19 protein-coding genes and 1 pseudogene are annotated in these 22,357 nt (G+C 66.2%); 11 read left to right on the plus strand and 9 right to left on the minus strand.

Annotated features, from left to right (window positions below; genetic code table 11):
• Positions 1-28: 28 nt before the first annotated feature.
• Entirely contained in the window at positions 29-3,586 is a 3,558-nt protein-coding gene (gene dnaE / locus AC1DES_RS12835; protein WP_476896084.1) for a DNA polymerase III subunit alpha, read from the plus strand.
• A 26-nt stretch (positions 3,587-3,612) separates the two neighbouring features.
• On the opposite strand, the gene AC1DES_RS12840 is transcribed toward dnaE, so the two are convergent.
• Positions 3,613-4,119 carry a flavin reductase family protein gene (locus AC1DES_RS12840; RefSeq protein ID WP_476896085.1) on the minus strand — a complete coding sequence of 169 codons (507 nt, stop codon included), beginning with the start codon at positions 4,117-4,119 and terminating at the stop codon, positions 3,613-3,615.
• A gap of 150 nt (positions 4,120-4,269) precedes the next feature.
• Here AC1DES_RS12840 and AC1DES_RS12845 point away from each other — a divergent pair, with 150 nt between their 5' ends.
• The 3 genes from AC1DES_RS12845 (at position 4,270) to nrdR (ending at position 6,857) form a co-directional block, all read left to right on the plus strand.
• Positions 4,270-4,824, plus strand: a complete 555-nt coding sequence (locus AC1DES_RS12845; RefSeq protein WP_476896086.1) for a hypothetical protein — start codon at positions 4,270-4,272, stop codon at positions 4,822-4,824.
• Positions 4,825-4,885: 61 nt separating this feature from the next.
• A complete protein-coding gene (hisD, locus tag AC1DES_RS12850; protein WP_476896087.1) occupies positions 4,886-6,262 on the plus strand; it encodes a histidinol dehydrogenase in 1,377 nt (458 codons plus the stop codon).
• A 103-nt stretch (positions 6,263-6,365) separates the two neighbouring features.
• Positions 6,366-6,857, plus strand: a complete 492-nt coding sequence (nrdR, locus tag AC1DES_RS12855) for a transcriptional regulator NrdR (RefSeq protein WP_476896088.1) — start codon at positions 6,366-6,368, stop codon at positions 6,855-6,857.
• Between the two features lie 102 nt (positions 6,858-6,959).
• On the opposite strand, the gene ppgK is transcribed toward nrdR, so the two are convergent.
• Positions 6,960-7,763, minus strand: coding sequence for a polyphosphate--glucose phosphotransferase (ppgK, locus tag AC1DES_RS12860; protein WP_476896089.1), 804 nt, complete (start codon positions 7,761-7,763; stop codon positions 6,960-6,962).
• A gap of 63 nt (positions 7,764-7,826) precedes the next feature.
• Positions 7,827-8,705: a type I methionyl aminopeptidase gene (gene map / locus AC1DES_RS12865; protein WP_476896090.1), complete on the minus strand. Its 879-nt coding sequence runs from the start codon at positions 8,703-8,705 to the stop codon at positions 7,827-7,829.
• 116 nt (positions 8,706-8,821) lie between these two features.
• Between map and AC1DES_RS12870 the strand changes: the two genes are divergently transcribed.
• On the plus strand, positions 8,822-8,986 hold the full coding sequence (locus AC1DES_RS12870; protein WP_476896091.1) for an SPOR domain-containing protein: 165 nt from the start codon (positions 8,822-8,824) through the stop codon (positions 8,984-8,986).
• 84 nt (positions 8,987-9,070) lie between these two features.
• Here the strand turns inward: AC1DES_RS12870 and panB are convergent, their stop codons facing one another.
• Positions 9,071-9,988, minus strand: a complete 918-nt coding sequence (gene panB / locus AC1DES_RS12875) for a 3-methyl-2-oxobutanoate hydroxymethyltransferase (protein ID WP_476896092.1) — start codon at positions 9,986-9,988, stop codon at positions 9,071-9,073.
• Positions 9,989-10,249: 261 nt separating this feature from the next.
• On the opposite strand from panB, the gene glnA (AC1DES_RS12880) reads away from it, so the two are divergent.
• The 5 genes from glnA (AC1DES_RS12880) (at position 10,250) to AC1DES_RS12900 (ending at position 16,204) form a co-directional block, all read left to right on the plus strand.
• A complete protein-coding gene (gene glnA / locus AC1DES_RS12880; RefSeq protein ID WP_476896093.1) occupies positions 10,250-11,590 on the plus strand; it encodes a type I glutamate--ammonia ligase in 1,341 nt (446 codons plus the stop codon).
• A 9-nt stretch (positions 11,591-11,599) separates the two neighbouring features.
• Positions 11,600-14,611, plus strand: coding sequence for a bifunctional [glutamine synthetase] adenylyltransferase/[glutamine synthetase]-adenylyl-L-tyrosine phosphorylase (locus AC1DES_RS12885; protein ID WP_476896094.1), 3,012 nt, complete (start codon positions 11,600-11,602; stop codon positions 14,609-14,611).
• Positions 14,612-14,723: 112 nt separating this feature from the next.
• Positions 14,724-15,140 (plus strand): VOC family protein, encoded by a 417-nt coding sequence (locus tag AC1DES_RS12890; protein ID WP_476896095.1) that lies wholly within the window; start codon positions 14,724-14,726, stop codon positions 15,138-15,140.
• A 108-nt stretch (positions 15,141-15,248) separates the two neighbouring features.
• Positions 15,249-15,764, plus strand: a complete 516-nt coding sequence (locus tag AC1DES_RS12895; RefSeq protein ID WP_476896096.1) for a GNAT family N-acetyltransferase — start codon at positions 15,249-15,251, stop codon at positions 15,762-15,764.
• Between the two features lie 275 nt (positions 15,765-16,039).
• Positions 16,040-16,204, plus strand: a complete 165-nt coding sequence (locus tag AC1DES_RS12900) for a DUF4236 domain-containing protein (protein ID WP_476896097.1) — start codon at positions 16,040-16,042, stop codon at positions 16,202-16,204.
• Between the two features lie 740 nt (positions 16,205-16,944).
• On the opposite strand, the gene AC1DES_RS12905 is transcribed toward AC1DES_RS12900, so the two are convergent.
• A complete protein-coding gene (locus AC1DES_RS12905; protein ID WP_476896098.1) occupies positions 16,945-17,097 on the minus strand; it encodes a hypothetical protein in 153 nt (50 codons plus the stop codon).
• A gap of 341 nt (positions 17,098-17,438) precedes the next feature.
• Complete coding sequence (gene glnA, locus AC1DES_RS12910; RefSeq protein WP_476896099.1) at positions 17,439-18,863, minus strand: type I glutamate--ammonia ligase; 1,425 nt, start codon at positions 18,861-18,863, stop codon at positions 17,439-17,441.
• A 283-nt stretch (positions 18,864-19,146) separates the two neighbouring features.
• Between glnA (AC1DES_RS12910) and AC1DES_RS12915 the strand changes: the two genes are divergently transcribed.
• Entirely contained in the window at positions 19,147-19,584 is a 438-nt protein-coding gene (locus AC1DES_RS12915; protein ID WP_476896100.1) for an RDD family protein, read from the plus strand.
• 164 nt (positions 19,585-19,748) lie between these two features.
• On the opposite strand, the gene AC1DES_RS12920 is transcribed toward AC1DES_RS12915, so the two are convergent.
• From AC1DES_RS12920 to lipB, 3 genes and pseudogenes are all read right to left on the minus strand, one after another.
• Entirely contained in the window at positions 19,749-20,498 is a 750-nt protein-coding gene (locus AC1DES_RS12920) for a DUF4191 domain-containing protein (RefSeq protein WP_476896101.1), read from the minus strand.
• Positions 20,499-20,589: 91 nt separating this feature from the next.
• Complete coding sequence (gene lipA / locus AC1DES_RS12925) at positions 20,590-21,597, minus strand: lipoyl synthase (RefSeq protein WP_476896102.1); 1,008 nt, start codon at positions 21,595-21,597, stop codon at positions 20,590-20,592.
• Positions 21,594-22,283: pseudogene (gene lipB / locus AC1DES_RS12930) on the minus strand (lipoyl(octanoyl) transferase LipB); the annotation flags it as partial. The pseudogene lipB and the gene lipA, both read right to left, overlap by 4 nt.
• Positions 22,284-22,357: the final 74 nt, after the last annotated feature.

Genomic DNA, 22,357 nt, shown 5'->3' on the forward strand with positions numbered 1-22,357 from the left:
GCGGCCCGGACGGCACTAGAATGGTCCGGTGACTTCCAGCAACGACTCGTTTGTCCATCTCCACAACCACACCGAGTACTCGATGCTGGACGGCGCCGCCCGGCTCGGAGAACTGTTCGACGAAACCGAGCGGCTCGGCATGCCCGCGCTCGCCACGACGGACCACGGCTACCTCTTCGGCGCCTTCGACTTCTGGAAGCGGGCCACGGACCAGGGCATCAAGCCGATCATCGGCGTCGAGGCCTACGTCACCCCCGGCACCGCGCGCACGGACAAGACCCGCGTCCGCTGGGGCGAGGAGAACCAGCGCAAGGATGACATCTCCGGCGGTGGCTCCTATACGCACATGACGCTCCTCAGCTACAACAATGTGGGCATGCGGAACCTGTTCCGGGCCTCGTCGATCGCCTCCTTGGACTCGGTCTTCGGCAAATGGCCGCGTCTGGACCGCGAACTGCTCAACACCTACTCCGAAGGCTTGATCGCCACGACCGGTTGCCCTTCCGGTGAGGTCCAGACGAGGCTCCGGCTCGGGCAGTACCGGGAAGCCGTCGAGGCGGCCGCCGAGTTCCGCGACATCTTCGGCGCCGAGAACTACTTCTGCGAACTCATGGACCACGGACTGGACATCGAGCGGCGCGTCACGGGTGACCTGCTGCGCCTGGCCAGGGAACTGAACCTGCCCCTGGTGGCCACCAACGACCTCCACTACACGCATGAGCACGACGCGAAGGCGCACGAGGCCCTGCTGGCCATCCAGTCGGGTTCCACCCTCCTGGAGCCGACGTACGACAACGGCGGCTCGCGCTTCGCCTTCTCCGGCAGCGGATACTACCTGAAGTCTCCGCAGGAAATGCGGGAACTGTTCCGCGACCACCCGGAGGCGTGCGACAACACGCTCCTGATTGCCGAGCGCTGCGAGGTGTCGTTCAACACCGGAGCCAACTACATGCCCCGGTTCCCCTGCCCGGAGGGGGAGGACGAAACGTCGTGGCTGGTCAAGGAAGTCGACAAAGGACTCCAGTACCGCTATCCCCAGGGCATCCCGGACAAGGTGCGCACCCAGGCCGACTACGAACTGGGCGTCATCACGTCCATGGGCTTCCCGGGCTACTTCCTGGTGGTGGCCGACTTCATCAACTGGGCCAAGAACAACGGCATCCGGGTGGGTCCGGGACGCGGCTCGGGCGCCGGGTCCATGGTGGCCTATGCCATGCGCATCACCGACCTCGATCCGCTGCACCACGGCCTGATCTTTGAGCGCTTCCTCAACCCGGACCGCGTCTCCATGCCTGACTTCGACGTCGACTTCGATGACCGGCGCCGGTCCGAGGTGATCGACTACGTCACGCGCAAATACGGCGACGAACGTGTCGCGATGATCGTCACCTACGGCACTATCAAGACCAAGCAGGCCCTGAAGGACTCCTCGCGCGTGCTGGGCTACCCGTTCAGCATGGGCGAACAGCTGACCAAGGCGCTGCCGCCGGCGGTGATGGCCAAGGACATTCCGCTCGCGGACATCCAGAACCCGGAATCGAAGCGCTACAGCGAGGCCGGGGACTTCCGGCAGCTGATCGCCACGGACCCGGAAGCCGCCAAAGTGTTCGAAACGGCGCTCGGCATCGAGGGCCTGAAACGCCAGTGGGGTGTCCACGCGGCCGGCGTCATCATGTCCTCGGACCCGATCATCGACGTCATCCCGGTCATGCGCCGCTTCCAGGACGGCCAGGTCATCACGCAGTTCGACTACCCGACGTCCGAGGGCCTCGGCCTGATCAAGATGGACTTCCTGGGCCTGCGGAACCTCACGATCATTTCCGACGCCCTGGAAAACATCAAGATGAACCGCGGGATCGACCTCGACCTGGAGTCCCTGGCCCTGGACGACGTGGCGTCCTATGAACTGCTCGCCCGCGGCGACACCCTGGGCGTGTTCCAGCTCGACGGCGGGCCGATGCGCTCCCTGCTCAAGCTGATGAAGCCTGACAACTTCGAAGACATCTCCGCCGTGCTGGCCCTGTACCGGCCCGGGCCCATGGGCGCCAACGCGCACACCGACTACGCGCTGCGCAAGAACAAGATCCAGGACGTCATCCCCATCCACCCGGAGCTTGAGGAGCCGCTCTCGGAAATCCTGGGCGGGACCTACGGGCTGATCGTGTACCAGGAGCAGGTTATGGCCGTGGCGCAGAAGCTCGCCGGCTATACCCTCGGCCAGGCCGACATCCTGCGCCGCGCCATGGGCAAGAAGAAAAAATCCGAGCTGGACAAGCAGTTCGCCGGCTTCTCCCAGGGCATGCAGGACAACGGCTACTCCATGGCCGCCGTCAAGACCCTCTGGGACATCCTGCTGCCGTTCTCCGACTACGCCTTCAACAAGGCGCACTCGGCCGCCTACGGCGTGATCTCCTACTGGACCGCCTACCTGAAGGCGCATTACGCGCCGGAGTACATGGCGGCCCTGCTGACCTCGGTCGGTGACGACAAAGACAAGTCCGCGATCTACCTCAACGAGTGCCGGCGCATGGGCATCACGGTGCTGCCGCCGGACGTCAACGAGTCAGCGCTGAACTTCACCCCGGTGGGCAACGACATCCGCTTCGGCATGGGAGCCATCCGCAACGTCGGCGTCAACGTCGTCGAAGCCATGGTGGCGGCCCGCGAGAAGGAAGGCGCCTACACGTCCTTCAAGGACTACCTCATGAAGGTTCCGGCGGTGGTGTGCAACAAGCGCACGATCGAATCACTGATCAAGGCCGGTGCCTTCGACTCCCTGGGCCACCACAGGCGCGCGCTGGCCATGATCCATGAAGAAGCCATCGACTCGGTCATCACCCTCAAGCGCAACGAGGCGATCGGCCAGTTCGACCTCTTCGCCGGCTTCGACGAGGCCGAATCCGAGTCCTCCCTGAGCATCGAGATCCCGGACCTCCCGGAATGGGAGAAGAAGGACAAGCTCTCCTTCGAGCGGGACATGCTCGGCCTCTACGTCTCGGACCACCCGCTGCAGGGCCTGGAAGGGCTCCTGAGCCAGCACGCCGACCAGTCGATCACCTCGATCATCGCCGAGGACGGACCGCACGACGGCGCCATCGTCACCATCGCGGGCATGATCACCTCGCTCAGCCGGCGGATCGCCAAAGCCAGCGGCAACGCCTACGCCCGCGCCGAGATCGAGGACCTCGGCGGTTCGGTGGAGGTCATGTTCTTCGGCCAGGTCTACGGGCCCATAGCCTCCGTCCTGGCGGAGGACCTGATCGTGGTGGTGAAGGGCCGGCTGCAGCGCCGCGATGACGGTGCCGTCGCATTGAACTGCATGGAACTCTCGGTCCCGGACCTCAGCGAGGGCCTCAACGGTCCCGTGGTGATCACCATGGCCACGCACAAGGCAACCGAGGCCGTAGTGACCGAACTCGGAGATGTGCTCAGGACGCACCGCGGTAAGTCCGAGGTCCGCCTCCACCTGCAGGGGGACTCCCGCGTGGAGGTCATGGGCCTTCCGGTGCACCTAAGGGTCAACCCGAGCCCGTCCCTGTTCGGCGACCTGAAGGTGCTACTCGGCCCGACGTGCCTGGATAACTAGGCCCTGCCGCCGTCCGCCTGTTCCGCTCAGATCTCGTAGTCGAGCGGGACAGGCCGGCTGTAGGCCCCGGAGTGGTACAGGAGGGGAGCGCCGTCCGCGCCGACCTGGCCCTCGACCACCTCGACCACCACCACCGCGTTGTTCTCGAAGGAGAGGCGCATCTGGACTTTCCCGATGAGCCAGCCGGCGACGCCTTTGAGGACGGGAACCTCATGGGGTCCCAGCTCCCAGTGGTCGCCGTCGAAGCGGTTGCCCGCCCGGGCGAATCGATCGGCCAACTCCTGGTTTTCCAGCCCGAGCATGTGCACGCCGATGTACGTGGTATTCGCCACGGCCGGCCACGAGCGTGACGTGCGCGCCATGTTGAACGTGAACCGAGGCGGCTTGGCGGACAAGGAAGCCACCGAGGTCGCCGTGAAACCGAACGGGACGCCGTCGTAATTGGCGGTAATGATGGCCACGCCGGCCGCGTGCCGGCGGAACATTTCCTTGAACGTCCCCTCGAAGACTCCGTCATTTGTGGCCACTGCCATCGAACTCCCTGCTGTATTTGCGTGCGATTGTTCCTAGCTGCCAGCGTATTGCGCCCAGGACCGGGCGCTGCGCCTTTTTACCTGCCGCGCCAGATGATGACGCGCTGCGTCGTGCGCCGGGCCGGCCGAATCCTTGTTACCGTTTGTTGCATGACACAGTCCGCAGTACACGGCCGGGTTCAGCAGGACACCGAGGACCCCATGCAACCCGGGCAGGCGCCCCGGCGGCGCGTCGCGCCCTGGCGGCAGGCCGCGGCCATCACGGTGGCCGGTGTGCCGGTGGGGCTTCTCTGGTGGATCCTGGCGCCGTCGGGGCTCAACCTCTTGACGGGGGACCCCGCGCTGGCTGCGGGCAGTAACACCGCGACCTGGCTGCCCCGGGATCTGGTGCTGGCGGGGTTGTTCCTGCTGGCGGGCTGCGTTGCCGGAGCGCTGGTGTCCGGTTCGAAGCACGAAAGCCCAACGTCCGGGACCGTCGTACTGGTGGTGCTGGCCGGCGCACTGGGAGCCGTGATCGCGTGCGCGACCGGCGTGCTCAGCTCCCGCTGGTGGGGTGCTCCGGTGGACGCCTCGGCAAACGCGAGCATCGCGTTCTCGCTGCGGTCCTATGCCGTCCTGGCCATCTGGCCGGCCGCGATCGCCCTGGCCATCTTCCTGCAGAGCGTCTTCGCGCCGTCCGGCCGCACGCGGGACTGCGATGACTGACATAGCGACTTCCGGCCGCAACCGCGTCGGGACCCTGCCGCCGGGCACGTAAAATGAACGGGTGACCCATAATCCTGACAGCCCCGTGCGCACGGTTCCAGCCGCCATCGACTTCCGCACCGTGGACCTGCGCGGCCAGCATCTGACTCTCGCGGGACTCCGCGCCGCCGTCCCGCGGGCACAGTCGGGCACCATGGCCGACGCCGAGGAAAAGGTCCTGGACATCATTTCGTCCGTCCGCACGCGGGGCTTCGCCGCGCTCCGGGAACTGGCCCTGAGCTTCGACGGTGTAGCCCAGACCCATCCGCGCGTCCCGTCCGAGGCACTGCGGGCGGCCCTGGACGGCCTGGACCCGGCCGTGCGGGCCGCACTGGAAGAGTCCATCCGCAGGGCACGCCGCTTCGCCGACAGCCAGCGTCCGGCCAACGTCGACGTCGAACTCGGCGAAGGCGCCGTCGTCAGCCAGAACTGGGTGCCGGTGGCCCGCGTGGGCCTGTACGTCCCCGGCGGCCTGGCCGTCTATCCGTCTTCGGTGATCATGAACGTCGTTCCGGCCCTGGCTGCCGGCGTCGAGTCCATTGCCCTGGCGTCGCCGCCGCAGAAGGACTTCGGTGGCCTCCCGCACCCCACCATCCTTGCGGCTGCCTGCCTGCTTGGCATCGATGAGGTCTATGCCATCGGCGGCGCGCAGGCCATCGCGGCCTTTGCCTACGGCATCCCGGGGTCAGGCGAGGATGCGGGGCTGGACCCGGTGGACGTCGTCACCGGTCCCGGCAACATCTTTGTCGCCACCGCGAAGCGCCTCGTCAAGGGCGTCGTGGGGATCGACTCCGAGGCAGGCACCACGGAAATCGCGATCCTTGCCGACGCCACCGCCCGCCCGGACCTCGTCGCCGCGGACCTCATCAGCCAGGCTGAGCATGACCCCAAAGCGGCGTCGGTGCTGATCACCGACTCCGGGACCCTCGCGGCGGCAGTGCGCGTGGAGCTGGACCGCATGGTGTCCGCCACCAAGCACAGCGGCCGGGTCCGGGAGGCGCTCTCGGGGCCGCAGTCCGGCGTCGTCCTGGTCGAGGACCTGGAGCAGGGGATCGCCGCCTGTGACGCCTACGCGGCGGAGCACCTGGAAATCATGACGGCGGATGCCGCCAGGGTGGCTGCCCGGATCCGCAACGCAGGGGCCATCTTTGTCGGGGACTACAGCCCCGTGAGCCTGGGGGACTACTGTGCCGGCTCCAACCACGTGCTGCCGACCAGCGGCACGGCGGCATTTTCCTCCGGCCTGAACGTGACCACCTTCCTGCGGGCCATCCAGGTCATCAACTACAGCCAGGCTGCGCTGGAGCAGGTCAGCGGACACATCCTGAGCCTGTCCGGCGCGGAGGACCTGCCGGCACACGGGGAAGCGGTCACGGCACGGTTCGCCGGCACCCGCTAATTAGTGCCGCTGACCACTACATGTAGTAATGACAAGATTGTTATTCAGCTATATATGGCCGTAAACTGGGTATGGACACAAGACTGCGACAGGGAGAAAAGACGTGTATTGCCCGTTCTGCCGAAACCCTGACTCGCGTGTGGTCGACAGCCGCATCGCGGACGACGGCTCCGCCATCCGCCGCCGCCGGCAGTGCCCCGAATGCGGCCGCCGCTTCACCACGGTGGAAACCACAAGCCTGACCGTCATCAAGCGCTCCGGCGTAGGTGAGCCGTTCAGCCGCAGCAAGGTCATCAACGGGGTGCGCAAAGCATGCCAGGGCCGTCCCGTCACGGAAGACGACCTGGCCATGCTTGCCCAGGAGGTGGAGGAGTCGATCCGTGCCTCCGGTGCCGCCGAGATCGACGCCCACGAAGTCGGGCTCGCCATCCTGAACCCGTTGCAGAAGCTTGATGAGGTCGCCTACCTGCGCTTCGCCAGTGTTTACCAGGCGTTTGAATCCCTGGAGGACTTCGAGTCCGCCATCTCGCTGCTTCGCCATGAGGCAACGGCGAAGGGCCTGGACGGGAAGAACCCGCAGAAGAGCCCGCTCTAGGACCCGGGCCCGGTCCCACCCGAACACGCCACCCCACACGTTGAGCTATCACTCCGGGTCGTTCCCGGCGCCCAGAACGACGCGGAGTGACGGCTCATCCGGCTACTTGGCCAGCTTGTGCTTCAGCGCTATCTCGATGGCCGCGCCGACAATGCCGGCGTCGTTCTTCAGCTCGGCGGGAACAATCGGAGTGCGCAGCTTCATGTGCGGCAGGTATTCGTCCGCCCGCTTGGAGATGCCGCCGCCGACGATGAACAGTTCGGGGGAGAACAGGAACTCCACGTGGGAGAAGTACCGCTGCAGCAGCACGCTGTACTGTTCCCAGCTGAGGCCGTCGCGTTCGCGCGCAACCGCGGAGGCCTTGCTTTCGGCGTCGAAACCGTCAATCTCCAGGTGGCCCAGTTCGGCGTTGGGAACGAGCTTCCCGTCGAAGATGAAGGCCGAGCCGATGCCGGTGCCCAGGGTGACCACGAGGACGGTGCCTGAGACGCCCTCGCCGGCACCGTAGCGGGCTTCGGCCAGGCCGGCGGCGTCGGCGTCGTTGATGACCTCGACGGGGCGCCCGAGGCGGGCGGTAAGCAGGCCATCGATGTCCAGTTCCAGCCACGACTTGTCCACGTTGGCGGCCGAGTGGACCACGCCATGCTGGATGATGCCCGGGAAGGTGACCCCGACGGGGGAATCCGGGGCCGGGGCCTCGGGGCGGGCCGAGAGCTCGGCCACGACCTGTGCCACCACTTCCGCGACGGATTCCGGGGTTGAGGGCTGCGGGGTGGGGACGCGCAGCCGATCACCGATCAGCTTGCCCTTCTTGAGATCGACAATCCCGCCCTTGATCCCGGTGCCGCCGATGTCGATGCCGATCAGCGGGGGGTTCTTCTTCGACTTCTCGTCCTTCTTGGGCAATGTGTTTCCGTTCGTGGCAGGGGCGGGCGGGGCTGGTATTTGCAGGTGCGGTGTGGTGCAGCCTCAGGGCAGCGTAAGGACTTCGGCGCCGGATTCGGTGACGAGCAGGGTGTGCTCGAACTGGGCAGTGCGTTTGCGGTCGCGTGTCACGACGGTCCAGTCGTCGGCCCACATGTCCCAGTCGACGGTGCCCAGGGTCAGCATGGGTTCGATCGTAAAGACCATACCGGCTTCAATGACGGTGTTGTAGGCCGGGGCCGCATCGTAATGCGGGATGATGAGCCCGGTGTGGAAGGCTTCCCCGACGCCGTGGCCGGTGAAGTCGCGGACCACGCCGTAGCCGAAGCGCTTGGCATAGGACTCGATCGTCCTGCCGATCACGTTGATTTCCCGTCCCGGTGCCACGGCCCGGATGGCCCGGTTCAACGATTCCTCGGTGCGCTCGACGAGGAGCCGGGACTCCTCGTCGACGTCGCCGACCAGGAACGTGTAGTTGGTGTCGCCGTGCACGCCACCAACGAACGCAGTGATGTCGATGTTGAGGATGTCGCCGTCCTGGACGACGGTGCTGTCCGGAATCCCGTGGCAGATCACTTCGTTGAGCGAGGAGCACAAAGATTTGGGGAAGCCCCGGTATCCAAGGGTGGAGGGGTATGCGTTGTGGTCAAGGAGGAATTCGTGCCCCACACGATCCAGCCGGTCCGTGGTGACGCCGGGTTCTATGTGCTTGCCGACCTCCACAATGGCCTGGGCGGCAATCCGTGAAGCGATCCGGATCTTCTCGATCGTTTCCGCCGGCTTGATCTCCGATCCGGTGAACTTCGCCGGTCCCGGCTTGCCGACGTATTCGGGACGCGGGATGGACGACGGTACGGGAAGCTGGGGACTCACAGTTCCCGGGACCAGGGTGCCGATGGGTGCAGTCGAGGCTAGAGAAGGCATAGATTGATCATATAAGGCCGGGCCAACGGCCAAGAAATACGGGCATTAACGGCCGCGGAGCAGGCGCAAAGAATTGCGGCCCGAACAGCATGAAGCGCAACACGTGAGGAGCACCAATGCCGGAGTACTGGTACAACGTCAACACCCATGAGGTCGAAGAAGACGCCATGTCGGACTGGAGCCAGCTCATCGGGCCCTACAAGACCCGGGAAGAAGCCGAACACGCCCTTGAGAAGGTCAAGGCACGCAACGAGACCTGGGAAAAGGGCGACGACGACTAGCCTGTTGCCGCCCGCGGCGGCGGCCGGTGCACCGTGCCGGCCACGACGACGACCTGTGGAAGGCGACGACCTCTAAGACGGTCTTTAAAAGGAGTGCTCCGGGCCGGGGAAGACGCCGGACCGGACGTCGTCGCCGTAGGCTTTCGCGGCGTCACTGAGGGTGGTGCGCAGATCCGCGTACTGCTTGACGAACTTCGCCATCCGGCCGCCGCGGAGTCCGGCCATGTCCTGCCACACCAGCACCTGCCCGGTGGTCGCGTTGCCGGCCCCGATCCCGATCGTGGGGACGTCGACGGCGGCGTCCACGGCGGCCGCTGTGGCTGCCGGGACCATTTCCATGAGCACGCAGAACGCGCCGGCGTCGGCCAGCGCCACGGCGTCCTCGATCAGCCGCCGGGCGTCGTCGCCCCGGCCCTGGACGCGGTACCCGCCGAGGGCATGTTCGCTTTGCGGCGTGAAGCCGATGTGCGCCATGACCGGGATTCCGGCCTGGACCATCGCCCGGACGGTCTCGGCGTAGAACTTGCCGCCCTCGATCTTGACGGCGTGCGCGAGTCCCTCCTTGAGGAACCGCACACCGGTCGCCACGGCCTGCTGGGCGGAGACCTCGTAACTGCCGAACGGAAGGTCGGCCACCACGAGGGCACGCCGCGCCGAGCGCGCGACGGCGCGGCACAGCGGAATCAGTTCGTCCACCGTTACGGGAAGGCTGGTCTCGTTGCCAAAGACGTTGTTGGAGGCCGAGTCGCCCACGAGGAGCACTTCGATGCCCGCCTGGTCGAAGATCTCCGCGGCGTACTGGTCGTAGGCGGTCAGCATGGCAAAGCGCCCGCCGTTCAGCTTGGCCTCGCGCAGGTGGTGGGTGCGGATCCTGGCCACACGCTTCCTGGGTGCCTCCGCCGGATCCGCGGTGGTGTCCGCAGCAGTTGCCGCCGGGCCGTTGCCGTAGGGGGCCGCCATTTCTGCGGGCGTGCTGGAATCGGAGCTGTTGCTAGTGGCCATGGCACCACCGTAGTGCGATACCGCGCGTACTAGCTACCGGGGTTCCGGGCCGTGGCCGGTGAATCATGTCACACGGGCGGTCATGGGGGCTCCGGGTGGGCAGCGGCACCCGATTTCAGGGCCCTTGTGTTAACGCTGTGTTACGCGCGACGGCTGCTCCAGCAATCGGTGGCAATGCTTAGTAAAGTGAAACGTGAGCAGCTGCGGGATCCATGCATGTAGGGCCTGGGGCACGGACGAAAGAACCAGAAAGAGGCCACTATGGACCGCCAGCAAGAGTTTGTCCTGCGGACGATCGAAGAGCGAGACGTGCGGTTCGTGCGCCTGTGGTTCACCGACGTCGTGGGATCGCTCAAGTCCGTGGCGCTTGCCCCGGCCGAGGTTGAAGGCGCTTTTGAAGAAGGCCTGGGCTTTGACGGCTCGTCCATTGAGGGGCTCGCCCGCGTCTTCGAATCCGACATGCTGGCCCAGCCGGACCCCGCCACCTTCCAGATCCTGCCGTGGCGCGGCGAGACGGAGGCGACCTCGCGGATGTTCTGCGACATCCTGACCCCAGACGGCGAACCCTCCGCCGCGGACCCCCGCAACGTGCTCAAGCGCAACCTGGCCAAGGCCGCGGACATGGGCTTCACCTGCTACACCCACCCGGAGATCGAGTTCTACTTGCTCAAGTCCCAGGAACCCGGTCCGGACGGTTCGCCCGTGCCGGTGGACGAGGGCGGCTACTTCGACCACGTGCCGGGCGGCGTCGCGCAGGACTTCCGCCGTACCGCGGTGACCATGCTCGAATCGGTGGGCATCTCGGTGGAGTTCAGCCACCACGAGGCCGGTCCGGGCCAGAACGAGATCGACCTGCGGTACGCGGACGCCCTGCAGACCGCGGACAACATCATGACCTTCCGCACGGTCATCAAGGAAGTCGCGCTGCAGCAGGGCACGTACGCGACGTTCATGCCTAAGCCGTTCACGGCGCACCCGGGATCCGGCATGCACACACACTTTTCCTTGTTTGAAGGCGACACCAACGCGTTCTTCGAAGCCGGCGCCGAGTTCCAGCTCTCCCAGACGGCCCGCCAGTTCATTGCCGGCATCCTCAAGCACGCCCCCGAATTCACGGCGGTCACCAACCAGTTCGTGAACTCGTACAAGCGGCTCTGGGGCGGGGGCGAGGCGCCGAGCTACCTTAGCTGGGGCCACAACAACCGCTCGGCCCTCGTCCGCGTTCCGCTGTACAAGCCCGGCAAGGGCCAGTCCGCCCGGATCGAATACCGTGGCATCGACTCCGCGGCCAACCCCTACCTCGCCTACGCCGTGCTGCTGGGCGCCGGCCTCAAGGGGATCGAGGAGGGTTACCAGCTTCCGGCCGCGGCGGAGGACGATATCTGGTCGCTGAGCTCGGCCGAGCGCCGCGCCATGGGCCACGATCCCCTCCCCGCCAGCCTCCACGACGCCATCCGGAGCATGGAAGACTCCGAGCTCATGCCGCAGATCCTCGGCGAGCAGGTGTTCGAGCACTTCCTGCGCAACAAGCGTGCCGAATGGCAGGACTACCGCCTCCAGGTCACGCCCTACGAGCTGCAGCGCAACCTCGGCATCCTTTAGGCGGCCCCGGTGAGCCTGGCACGACGCCTCATTGCTGCCGGTTTCAGCGACCTGGACAAGGGGGAGCGGTTCCTCGCGGCGCCGGAGCTTGAGGGCCTCGACCGGGACGCGCTGTTCGCCGGGCTCCAGCTGGCGGCGAACCCGGACACGGCCCTGCAGTCCCTGGTCCGGCTGATCGAAAAACATCCGGACCTCCGGAAGCTGGCGGTGGCGGAGCTGGAGACCAGCGAGCCGCTGTACCGGGTGCTCGGTGCCTCCGAGGCGCTGGGCGAATTCCTCATCCGGCATCCCGAACATCTGGACGCCTTCGAGGTCACCGCCAGCCCGGAGCCCGGGGCCGCCGATCCCGTGGCGCTGCGGGCCCGTCTGTTGCAGTCCGTGCGCGCCGATCCGAAGTCCGCCCGGCCCGTCGCGGCGCTGACCGGCCAGGAAGCCTACGCGGCGCTCCGGACCGCCTACCGGCGCGGACTCGTGGAGCTCGCCATCAAGGACCTCTGCGCCGCCGATCCGCTGGATTTCATGCCTGCCGCCGGAGCGGAACTGGCCGACCTGGCAGGGGCTGCGGTCGAGGCGGCCCTGTCCGTGTCCCGGGCCGAGGCGGCGGAAAAGTTCGACGCCGCGGAGGTGGCCGACGTCGGGCTGGCGGTGATCGGGATGGGCAAGTGCGGTGCCCGGGAACTGAACTACATTTCCGACGTCGACGTCATCTACGTGATCGAGTCCGGGGCGCTGGAAGATTCCCACGCGAACACGATCGGCACGGCCCTCGCCTCCGGCATCTCCCGGGCGATCATGTCCACGAGCCGCGAACCCGGCCTGTGGGAAGTGGACGCCAACCTGCGCCCCGAGGGCAAATCCGGACCGCTGGTCCGGACCCTGGCCTCGCACGAAAGCTACTACGCCCGCTGGGCCGAGAGCTGGGAGTTCCAGGCCCTGCTCAAGGCCCGGACCATAGCCGGTGATTCCGGGCTGGGTGCCCGCTACGAAGCCGCCGTCGCGCCCCTGATCTGGTCTTCGGCAGGCCGCGAGGGGTTCGTCGAATCCGTCCGCGCCATGCGCCGCCGGGTGACCGAGCACATCCCCGCCGAGGAAGAGCAACGCCAGATCAAGCTGGGGCGGGGAGGGCTGCGCGACGTCGAATTCACCGTCCAGCTGCTGCAGCTCGTCCACGGCAAGGCCGATGAATCGCTGCGCTGCCGGGACACCACCTCGGCCATCGCGGCGCTCTCCGCCGGCGGCTACATCAGCCGCTCCGACGCGGCGGAATTCGACCGCAACTACCGCTATCTGCGGCTGCTCGAACACCGGATCCAGCTCTTCCAGTTGCGCCGCACGCACCTCATGCCGGTGAACGAAGCCTCGCTCCGCGCCCTCGCGAAGGCCGTGCTGGGTCCTTTCTCGAGCGAGCGGCCCAAGCCCGACGCCCTGGTCGCCGCCTGGCGAACGACCAAGCGCTCGGTCCGCGAGCTGCACGAACGCATTTTCTACCGTCCCCTGCTCAACACGGTCGCGACCCTGAGCAGCGAGGAGGCCCGGCTGACCCCCGAGGCCGCCCAGGGGCGCCTCGCGGCGCTGGGCTACCTCGATCCGCAAGGTGCCATGCGGCACATCGAGGCGCTCACCGCAGGCGTCAGCCGGCGCGCGGCACTTCAGCGGCAACTCCTGCCGATTCTGCTGGGCTGGCTCGCGGAAGGCGTGGACCCCGACGCCGGGCTGCTGGCCTTCCGCCGGGTCAGCGAGGGCCTCGGCACCACGCACTGGTACCTGGGCATGCTGCGGGACTCGACGGCGGCCGCGGAGCGCCTGTGCCACGTGCTGGCCAACTCCCGGCTGATCTCTGACCTCCTGGAGGTCTCACCCGAGTCCGTGGCGTGGCTGGGCTCGGACAAGGACCTGGCGCCGCTGAGCTACGAGGCGCAATGGCTGGAGATCACCTCGAAGATGTCCCGGCACCCGGATCCTGAGAGCGCGATGCGCCTCATCCGCCTGATCCGGCGCCGGGAGATCCTCCGGATAGCCATCGCGGACAGTGCCGGACTGATCGACCAGGACCAGGTGAGCGCCGCGCTGGCCGACGCGGACCGCGCTGCCGTCCTGGGGGCGCTCCGGGTTGCCGAGACCATGGTTGCTGCCGAGGGACCCCTCAAGACACGCGTGCTGGTCGTGGCCATGGGCCGCCAGGGCGGGCGCGAGATCGGTTACGGTTCGGACGCCGACGTCATGTACGTCCATCGCGGTCTGCCCGGGGTGCCCGAGGAGGAAGCCCAGAACCAGGCCGCACAAATCGTCGGGCGGGTCTCGAGCCTGCTGACCCAGCCGCTCAAGCCGGCCATCCTGGCCGAGCGCGTCCTTGTGGTGGACGCCGACCTGCGTCCCGAGGGCAAGAGCGGACCAATGGTCCGGTCCTTGGACTCGTACGCCGAATACTACCGCCGCTGGTCCCTGGTGTGGGAGGCGCAGGCCTTGCTGCGGGCCCGTCCCATGGCAGGCGATGACGATCTGGCCGCCGAATTCGTCGCACTGATCGATCCGATCCGTTATCCGGACTCGCTCTCGGACCAGGACGTGCGGGAAGTCCGGCGGGTGAAGGCACGGGTCGAGGCGGAGCGGCTGCCGCGAGGCGCCGATCCGGCCCGTCACCTGAAGCTTGGCCGGGGAGGACTCAGCGACGTCGAATGGCTCGCCCAGCTGCTCCAGCTCGAGCATGCCGGCAAGCACCCGGAGCTGCGCAGCACCTCCACTGTGGAGGCGCTGGAGGCCGCTGCGGCGCTGGACTTGATCGAAGCCGGGGACGCCGTCATCCTGCTGCGGGCCTGGCGGCTGGCCAGCCGGATCCGCTCCGCCAACGTGATCTGGACGGGCCGGCCCTCGGACCTGTTGCCGTCCTCCCGACGGGACCTTGAGGCCGTGGCGCGCTGGTGCGGCTACGGGCACGGCAATGCCACGGCGCTGGAGGAGGATTACCTGCGGCTCAGCCGGCGGGCCCGCGCGGTGTTCGAGCGGGTCTTCTACGGCCAGTAGCGTCGGTACGGGCATTTTCCTCCGGCCGGGACTCCGGAGGGGACGCCGGCGGGGAGGGCACAAGGCGGGCGCACCTGCTGACACGCCACGCGCCCGGTGCTACCTTGGGCGCATGGCCAGGCAACTGTTTGTGAACCTCCCCGTCAGGAACCTCGACAAATCCGTTGAATTCTTTGCAGCTCTCGGCTTCACGTTCAACCCGGACTACACCGATGAGAATGCCACGTGCCTGATCGTCAACGATGGCGCCTGCGTGATGCTGCTCGTGGAAGCGTATTTCAAGACATTTACCTCCAAAGACCTCGCGGACGCCACCGGCGCCACGGAGGCCATCATGACCTGCTCGGTGGACAGCCGCGAGGCGGTCGACGAGATGGTCCGCCAGGCCCTGACCGCCGGGGGTGCGCCCTCCCAGGAGGCCCAGGACTACGGTTTCATGTACACCCACAGCTTCCAGGATCCCGACGGGCACCTCTGGGAGGTCATGTGGATGGATCCCGCAGGGCCCCCGAAAGACGCCGCGCTGTAGGAGCCGGCCTGACCACGACGACGGCGGAGCCCACCCGGGCTTTCCGACGCTCCGGAGTGCCGGCCTGCGCGGAGCACCGGGGCTGGTGACCTTGGGTAGGCTCGTTGCATGCCTGACAACGTGTGGCTTCTGGCCCTGAAGAATCTCGGCGCCGACGCCCGGGCCATCAAACTGGGCGAGATCGCCGAGCTCGACGTGGGGGAGGAACAGCGGACATTCGTCGGGGATCCGCTGCGCATGGTCCTCGTGGCACTGGAAGAGAAGTCCCGGTATCCGTTCGTGGTCGACTCCAACGGGGCCGCCGTCGGTGTGCTGACCCTGCAGAGGGGTGCTGCCACCCTGGCGGGCTGGCCGGACGACGACTCCGTGTGGTTGCTCCGCGGCTTCCTGATCGACAAACGCCAACAGGGGAAAGGGCTGGGCACGCTCGCCGTCGCGGCCGCCGTGCGGGAGGCAGCGAAACTGACGGCGGGACTGGGCTCGGGACAGGCCGGCGTCGTGCTCTCCGTCAACGAAATTAATCCGGCCGGGCTGGCCGCGTACCGCAAGGCGGGATTCGAGGACCGCGGCCAATACCTGGCCGGTGACGCCGGGCCGCAGCGGACCATGTTTTCGGCGTTCTGAGCCGGGCGTACGGGACACCTGCCGGCTGACAGGCGAGGCCCCGGCTGCCGGGGACGGCGGCTCGGGCGGCAGTGCTCAACGGTGACACCGGCAGGTGCAGCAGGCCAAAGGTTCCAGAAACTCGTAGTCAGGCTCCAGATCCTGGAACAGGGAACGGCCAGGGTCCGCCAGCAGCTGATCCAGCATCGCGCCGACCGCATCCACATCTATCTTCACCACGCGGATGACAGTACTCTCGGGGTACGACAAATGATGGGGGTATATTCGTGGGTTTTGTGTTCAGGAAACGGATCAGGCTCGGCAAGGGATCCGCGCTCAATTTTTCCAGGTCCGGGGCGAGCCTTTCCGGGCGGTCGGGGCCGGTCACGCTGAACAGCCGGGGCCGTGGAAGCATCCGGATCTTTCCAGGCCTGTCGTTCAGGTTCGGCAAGCGGCGTTAGCCACGTTCGCGGCCGCCGCTGCAACCACGAACCCGCCAGCCGTCGCGGCTGGCGGGTTCCTTTCGCGGTGCCGGCGTTATGAACCCGTTAAGACTTTCCCAGGGACACCGGGTGCGGGCCCTTGCCGGGGGTAGCTTTGTAGTGTGTCGTCCCTGCAAAGTCCCCCAATGATGCAGGGGCGGCACCTTTCGCCTCGCGCCCCGTGTCGCTGCACTCCGGGGCCGGCCGATTCAAACCTGGACTAGACCGGTTTTCCGGATCGGGGTTGAAGTGGGCTTTTGCCTCCGGCCCCTTCTGCGATTCGCTCTGGCGCTGTAGGCTGATCGCACGCCAAAACAAGGGGATGTATGGAAGCCGGACGTCATAGTCGCACACGCGAACCCGGCGGCAGCAGGGGCATCATCGAGCCGGCCGGCACCCTGGCGCGGACACGTCCCGGGGCGGGCGCCTGACGATGCGGCCAGTCCTCGTTTGTTCTGCGTGCGGATCAGCCGTTGCTTTTGCCCGGCTCAATTATGGCGGGCCAAACACCAATGGGCCGCAGTCCGAAACCCCCTCGCACTGCAGCAATCTCAATTGCCGCAACAGCGCCAAGCTCGCGATGCGCGCCCGCGAATGGTATCGCCGCGCCTCACCGGAGGGGGAGCGCCCCGCCCGGTAAACGCCTCGAGGGCGCGAGCATTCCGGCACCGCGCGGCGCGCCGTACGCGATGCCGCGGCTGCAGCGGGGGCCTGCCGCTCTAGGCGATCAGTGTGTGCAGATCGACTCCGAAGATGGCCACGAGCGGCCAGAGCACGATCGCGACCAGGCCTTCGAGGATGTTACCGGGAATGTTCCATGCCACGAGGTAGCCGTGGGTGGCGGCCACGATCAGGCCGATGGCCAGGTACACGAACCCGATCAGGCCAATTCCCTGTCTGCCCGTTTGACGTCTGCCAAATCCGCGTATCATCGCTCATCTCCCGCCGCGGGGTGTGAACAAAATTATAGTAGTGTCCGACGCGATCGGGGAGGCCGGGAAACCGTCCGCGGGTTGTTCCCGGGCCGGCATGCGCGTCGTGAATCCCGGCATGCGGACGGACGATTGCCGCCGGCACACGCACCGTGTGCCGGCAGAAGAAAAGGGAGGCGGCCACCGGCACGACGCCGGCGGCAACCTCCCTTTGTTGATCCTCGGAATCCACGTTCTGCGGACTCCTCGCGGATTAAAGCCTGTTTAGCCCTATGATCTGGCTAGACCCCGTAGTAGAGCTCGAACTCGAACGGGTTCGGGCGCAGTGAGAGCGGACGGATCTCGTTCTCGTACTTGTACTCGATCCAGGTGTCGATCAGGTCCTGGGTGAAGACCCCGCCGGCCTGCAGGAACTCGTTGTCCTCAGCCAGGGCGTCCAGGGCCTCTTCGAGCGTGCCCGGAGCCTTGGGGATGTCCTTGGCTTCCTCAGCGGGGAGCTCGTAGAGGTCCTTGTCGATGGGAGCCGGCGGTTCGATGCGGTTGCGGATGCCGTCAATGCCGGCCATCAGCTGCGCAGCGAATGCCAGGTACGGGTTCGAGGAGGGGTCCGGAGCGCGGAACTCGATGCGCTTGGCCTTCGGGTTGGAACCCGTGATCGGGATACGGATACCGGCGGAGCGGTTGCCCTGCGAGTACACCATGTTGACCGGGGCCTCGAAGCCCTTGACCAGGCGGCGGTAGGAGTTGACCGTCGGGTTGGTGAAGGCCAGCACGGCCGAGGAGTGCTTCAGCAGGCCGCCAATGTACCAGCGTGCCATGTCGGACAGGCCGGCGTAGCCCTTCTCGTCGTAGAACAGCGGCTCGCCACCGTTCCACAGCGACTGGTGGCAGTGCATGCCCGAGCCGTTGTCGCCGAAGACCGGCTTCGGCATGAACGTGACCGACTTGCCCCAGGCGTCGGCGGTGTTCTTGATGACGTACTTGAACTTCTGAAGGTCATCAGCCGCGTGGGTCAGCGTGGTGAATTTGTAGTTGATCTCGGCCTGGCCGGCGGAACCGACTTCGTGGTGGCTTCGCTCGACTTCAAGGCCGGCTTCGTCCAAGGCGACACACATGGCGTCGCGCAGGTCGGCCTGCTTGTCGGTCGGGGAAACAGGGAAGTAGCCGCCCTTGACGGGGGTCTTGTAACCGAGGTTTCCGCCTTCTTCTTCACGGCCGGTGTTCCAGTGGGCTTCTTCGGAGTCGATCTTGTAGAAGCTGCCCTGCGGGGACGACTGGTACTGGACGTTGTCGAAGACGAAGAACTCGGCCTCCGGCGCGAAGAATGCGGTGTCGGCAATGCCGGTGGATGCGAGGTAGGCCTCAGCCTTCTCTGCCACGCCGCGGGGGTCGCGGTGGTACGGGTCACCGGTGCGGGGGTTCACGATGGAGAAGTTCAGCGCGAGCGTCTTCTCCATGCGGAACGTGTCGAGGAACGCCGTCGTCACGTCCGGGATGAGCTGCATGTCAGACTCGGCGATGCCCTGGAAGCCACGGATCGAAGATCCGTCGAACAGCTGGCCGTTGACGAAGAAGTCCGCGTCGACGCTTTTGGCGGGCACGTTGAAGTGCTGCTGAACGCCAGGGAGGTCGGTGAAGCGGATATCGACGAATTTAATGTCTTCGTCTTTGATGAACTTGAGGACTTCGTCCGCAGTCTTGAACATCTATGCTCCTTACGCATATGAGAATAACTGGCCGTCAGGCACTATGGTCCAGCGCAGTCCGACAGCGGGAAAGCAAAAAGCATCCCCGCTCCTTAGCCGCTAGCAACTGTTACCACCCTAAGGACACGGGATTTCCCCATGGTGTCCGCATTGTTTCGGGCACGTTACAGAATGCCCTAGGAGGTAAACCGTAGTCCGTGTCCATGGCGCGACCTATTCGGTTCCACAGTGTGAGCCCGGAAAGTCCACAGTGTGACCACGCCTGAACCGCTAGTCTTGGTGGGTGGTTGATCGTAAAGACATAGGCTCATGGCTCAGCGGACCGGACACGTCCGGCATCTCCAAGTACCCGGGGGAGCGGCTGGGACTTCCCGAATCGGGGCCCGGCTCTATCGCCCGCGCAGGACGCCGGATCCTCGCGATCTGCATCGACTGGGGCATTGCGCTGCTGATCAGCAACTTCGCGTTCGCCGGTAACCCCTGGGCCACCCTCGCCGTGTTCGCGATCGAACAGGCGCTGCTGATCGGCACGCTCGGGTACAGCATCGGGCACCGGGTCGTGGGCATCCATGTGGTGCGGCTGGGCGGCGGACCCGCCGGGCCGCTGGCGGCCCTGGTCCGCAGCCTGCTGCTGTGCCTTGTGATCCCCGCCGTCGTCTTCGACCCGGACCACCGCGGCCTCCACGACAAGGCAGTCAATACGCTCCTCGTCCGCCTGTAGCGGCGAACGTAACGTTAGAGGCCACGCCGGACGCGGCAAACGTGAGTGACGCCCGCGGACGCCCAGCCGTTCGTCCGGAACAGCCGGGCACATCATACGAAAACGCCCCGGTTCCCGGCCTGGTATGGCCGTGAACCGGGGCGTTCCTCTCAAGCGTTGTGGGCCTAGCGTCCGCGGCTCGGACGGGCCTTGTAGGGATCGATGCCCTTGGGGATGGGCAGGCGGCCGCCGAGCGATGAAATGCGCTTGGACACGGCGCTGACCTCGATCTTGGTCAGTTCGTTGTTCAGCTTGTTCATCTTCCTGGCGATCTGGCTAATGGGCACCTGGCCCTCGCCGCGGCCGCTCTCAATCACATGGATGGTGACGTTGGGCAGGATGCGGGCCAGGCGCTTGCGCTCGGCGTCGACGAGCGGCTTGACCCGGTGGCTGGGACCTTCGCTGACGAGCACGACGCCGGGACGGCCAACAGCGCGGAAGACGGCGTCCTGGGTCCGGGGATTCACGGCGACGGGCTGGTCCTCGGTGATCCAGCCGCGCTTGAGCGTGCCGAGCGCAGCTCCGGATGCGCCGGGCTGGTTTTCGATCTGTGCGAAGGCGGCGCGCTCTGCCCGGCGTGACAGGATCAGGGTTGCGGCGAGAGTGCCCAGTGCAATGCCGATGATCAGTCCGGTGATCCAGTTGTCCAGCAGGAAGCCAACCAGGAGGCTGACGGCCACGACGCCCAGGAATGCCAGCAGCATGAGCCACTGGACCATGGGATCGTGGCGGCGGGTCATCTGGAAGACCTCGCCGATTTGCTTCAGCCGGCTCGGCTTCTTGGCCTTTGCTTCCTTGGGCTTGCGGGAAAAAAGGCCACGCTTCGAAGCATCAGAAGCCGGGCTGGACGTGCTGGAATCAGAGGAATTCGCCATAGTGCCTTAATTCTACGTGATTCACGGCCAAGGGCCGGACGGCGGAAATGTCCGGCGTCCGGCCCTTGGCCGCAAATTTTTACAAAATGATTCAGGAGTGTGCGGCGAGCAGCGAACTGGCTTCCTGCCGGGTGCTGCCCGAGGATTCGATGTGCGCGAGCTCGGCCGGGATTTCCCAGCCCTTCTTGCGCATTGCCGTGGCCCAGAGCCGGCCGGCGCGGTAGGAGGAACGCACCAGCGGACCGCTCATCACGCCGAGGAAACCGATCTCGTCGGCCTCCTGCTGCAGGTCCACGAACTCCTGCGGCTTGACCCAGCGGTCCACCGGCAGGTGCCGTTCGGACGGGCGCAGGTACTGGGTGATGGTGATCAGGTCGCAGCCGGCGTCGTGCAGGTCGCGCAGCGCCTCGGAGATCTCCTCGCGGGTCTCGCCCATGCCCAGGATCAGGTTGGACTTAGTCACCATGCCCAACTTGCGTCCCTGCGTAATGACATCCAGCGAACGGTCGTAGCGGAACGCGGGGCGGATGCGCTTGAAGATCCGCGGGACGGTCTCCACGTTATGGGCGAACACCTCGGGCTTGGAGTCGCAGATGGCCTCGATGTGCTCGGGCTTGCCGGAGAAGTCGGGGATCAGGAGCTCAACGCCGGTGCCCGGATTCAGCTCGTGGATCTTGCGGACCGTCTCGGCGTAGAGCCACACACCCTCGTCGGCGAGGTCGTCGCGGGCCACGCCCGTGACGGTGGCGTAGCGCAGCTGCATGGCCTGGACGGAGCGGGCCACCTTGGTGGGCTCGAACATGTCCACCGGGGAGGGCTTGCCGGTGTCGATCTGGCAGAAGTCGCAGCGCCGGGTGCATTCGGAGCCGCCGATCAGGAAGGTCGCTTCCTTGTCTTCCCAGCATTCGAAAATGTTGGGGCAGCCGGCCTCCTCACATACGGTGTGGAGGCCTTCCTTCTTCACGAGGTTCTTGAGCTGGACGAACTCGGGGCCCATCTGGACCTTGGCTTTGATCCATTCCGGCTTACGTTCCACCGGGGTGGCCGCATTGCGCTGTTCAATGCGCAGCATTTTCCGGCCTTCTGGTGCCAGTGTCACAGTAGAGCTCCTTCGTGGGTCGCAACTAGGGCTTCTTCATTGTTGCGCAGTTCTTCGGTGATCCGCGACACGAGGTCGGCCGGGGTGACGTCCCGGCCGGTCTCCTGGGCGATGGTGGTGACTCCGGCGTCGGTGATGCCGCAGGCGATGATCTGGCCGTACGGGGCGAGGTCGTTGTTGCAGTTGATTGCGAAGCCGTGCATGGTGACGCCCTCATGGACGCGAATGCCGATGGCGGCAATCTTCCGGGCGGGGCCCCTGCTGTCCTCGTCGATCCACACCCCGGCCCGGCCCTTGATGCGCACGGCGTCGATGCCGTAGTCGGCCAGGACGGCGATGATGACCGCTTCGAGGCGTTCCACGTAGTCGCGGATGCCGGCCGGGTTCTTCAGTTTGATGATGGGGTAGCCCACCAGCTGCCCGGGACCGTGCCACGTGAGCTTGCCGCCGCGGTCCACCGCGACCACGGGAGTTCCGTCGAAGGGACGTTCGTGGTCTTCGGTACGTTTGCCGGCAGTATAGACGGCGGAATGTTCGAGCAGCAGCACGCTGCTGGGCGCCGCGCCGGCAACGACTTTTCCGTGGAGTTCGCGCTGGATATCCCAGCCGTGCGTGTAGTCGATGAAGTCCGGGGCGAGACCCAGCTGGGAGAACTCAAGAGTCATGGCATCAAGCTTAGTCCCCGCCGTGGGCCGTGCCCGATTGTGTGCTTAAGCTCTCAGGATGCCCGGTCCCCGCCTGCGTGGGAGATCTGTGGATA

This window comes from Arthrobacter sp. 05T442, from assembly GCF_056395945.1.

Coding starts and splice junctions, on each gene's coding strand:
- AC1DES_RS12920 (WP_476896101.1), bottom strand. CDS start 20,498: ATGGCGAATTCCTCTGATTCCAGCACGTCCAGCCCGGCTTCTGATGCT.
- AC1DES_RS12895 (WP_476896096.1), top strand. CDS start 15,249: ATGCCTGACAACGTGTGGCTTCTGGCCCTGAAGAATCTCGGCGCCGAC.
- AC1DES_RS12845 (WP_476896086.1), top strand. CDS start 4,270: ATGACACAGTCCGCAGTACACGGCCGGGTTCAGCAGGACACCGAGGAC.
- glnA (WP_476896099.1), bottom strand. CDS start 18,863: ATGTTCAAGACTGCGGACGAAGTCCTCAAGTTCATCAAAGACGAAGAC.
- panB (WP_476896092.1), bottom strand. CDS start 9,988: ATGGCCACTAGCAACAGCTCCGATTCCAGCACGCCCGCAGAAATGGCG.
- glnA (WP_476896093.1), top strand. CDS start 10,250: ATGGACCGCCAGCAAGAGTTTGTCCTGCGGACGATCGAAGAGCGAGAC.
- AC1DES_RS12890 (WP_476896095.1), top strand. CDS start 14,724: ATGGCCAGGCAACTGTTTGTGAACCTCCCCGTCAGGAACCTCGACAAA.
- AC1DES_RS12840 (WP_476896085.1), bottom strand. CDS start 4,119: ATGGCAGTGGCCACAAATGACGGAGTCTTCGAGGGGACGTTCAAGGAA.
- map (WP_476896090.1), bottom strand. CDS start 8,705: ATGCCTTCTCTAGCCTCGACTGCACCCATCGGCACCCTGGTCCCGGGA.
- AC1DES_RS12870 (WP_476896091.1), top strand. CDS start 8,822: ATGCCGGAGTACTGGTACAACGTCAACACCCATGAGGTCGAAGAAGAC.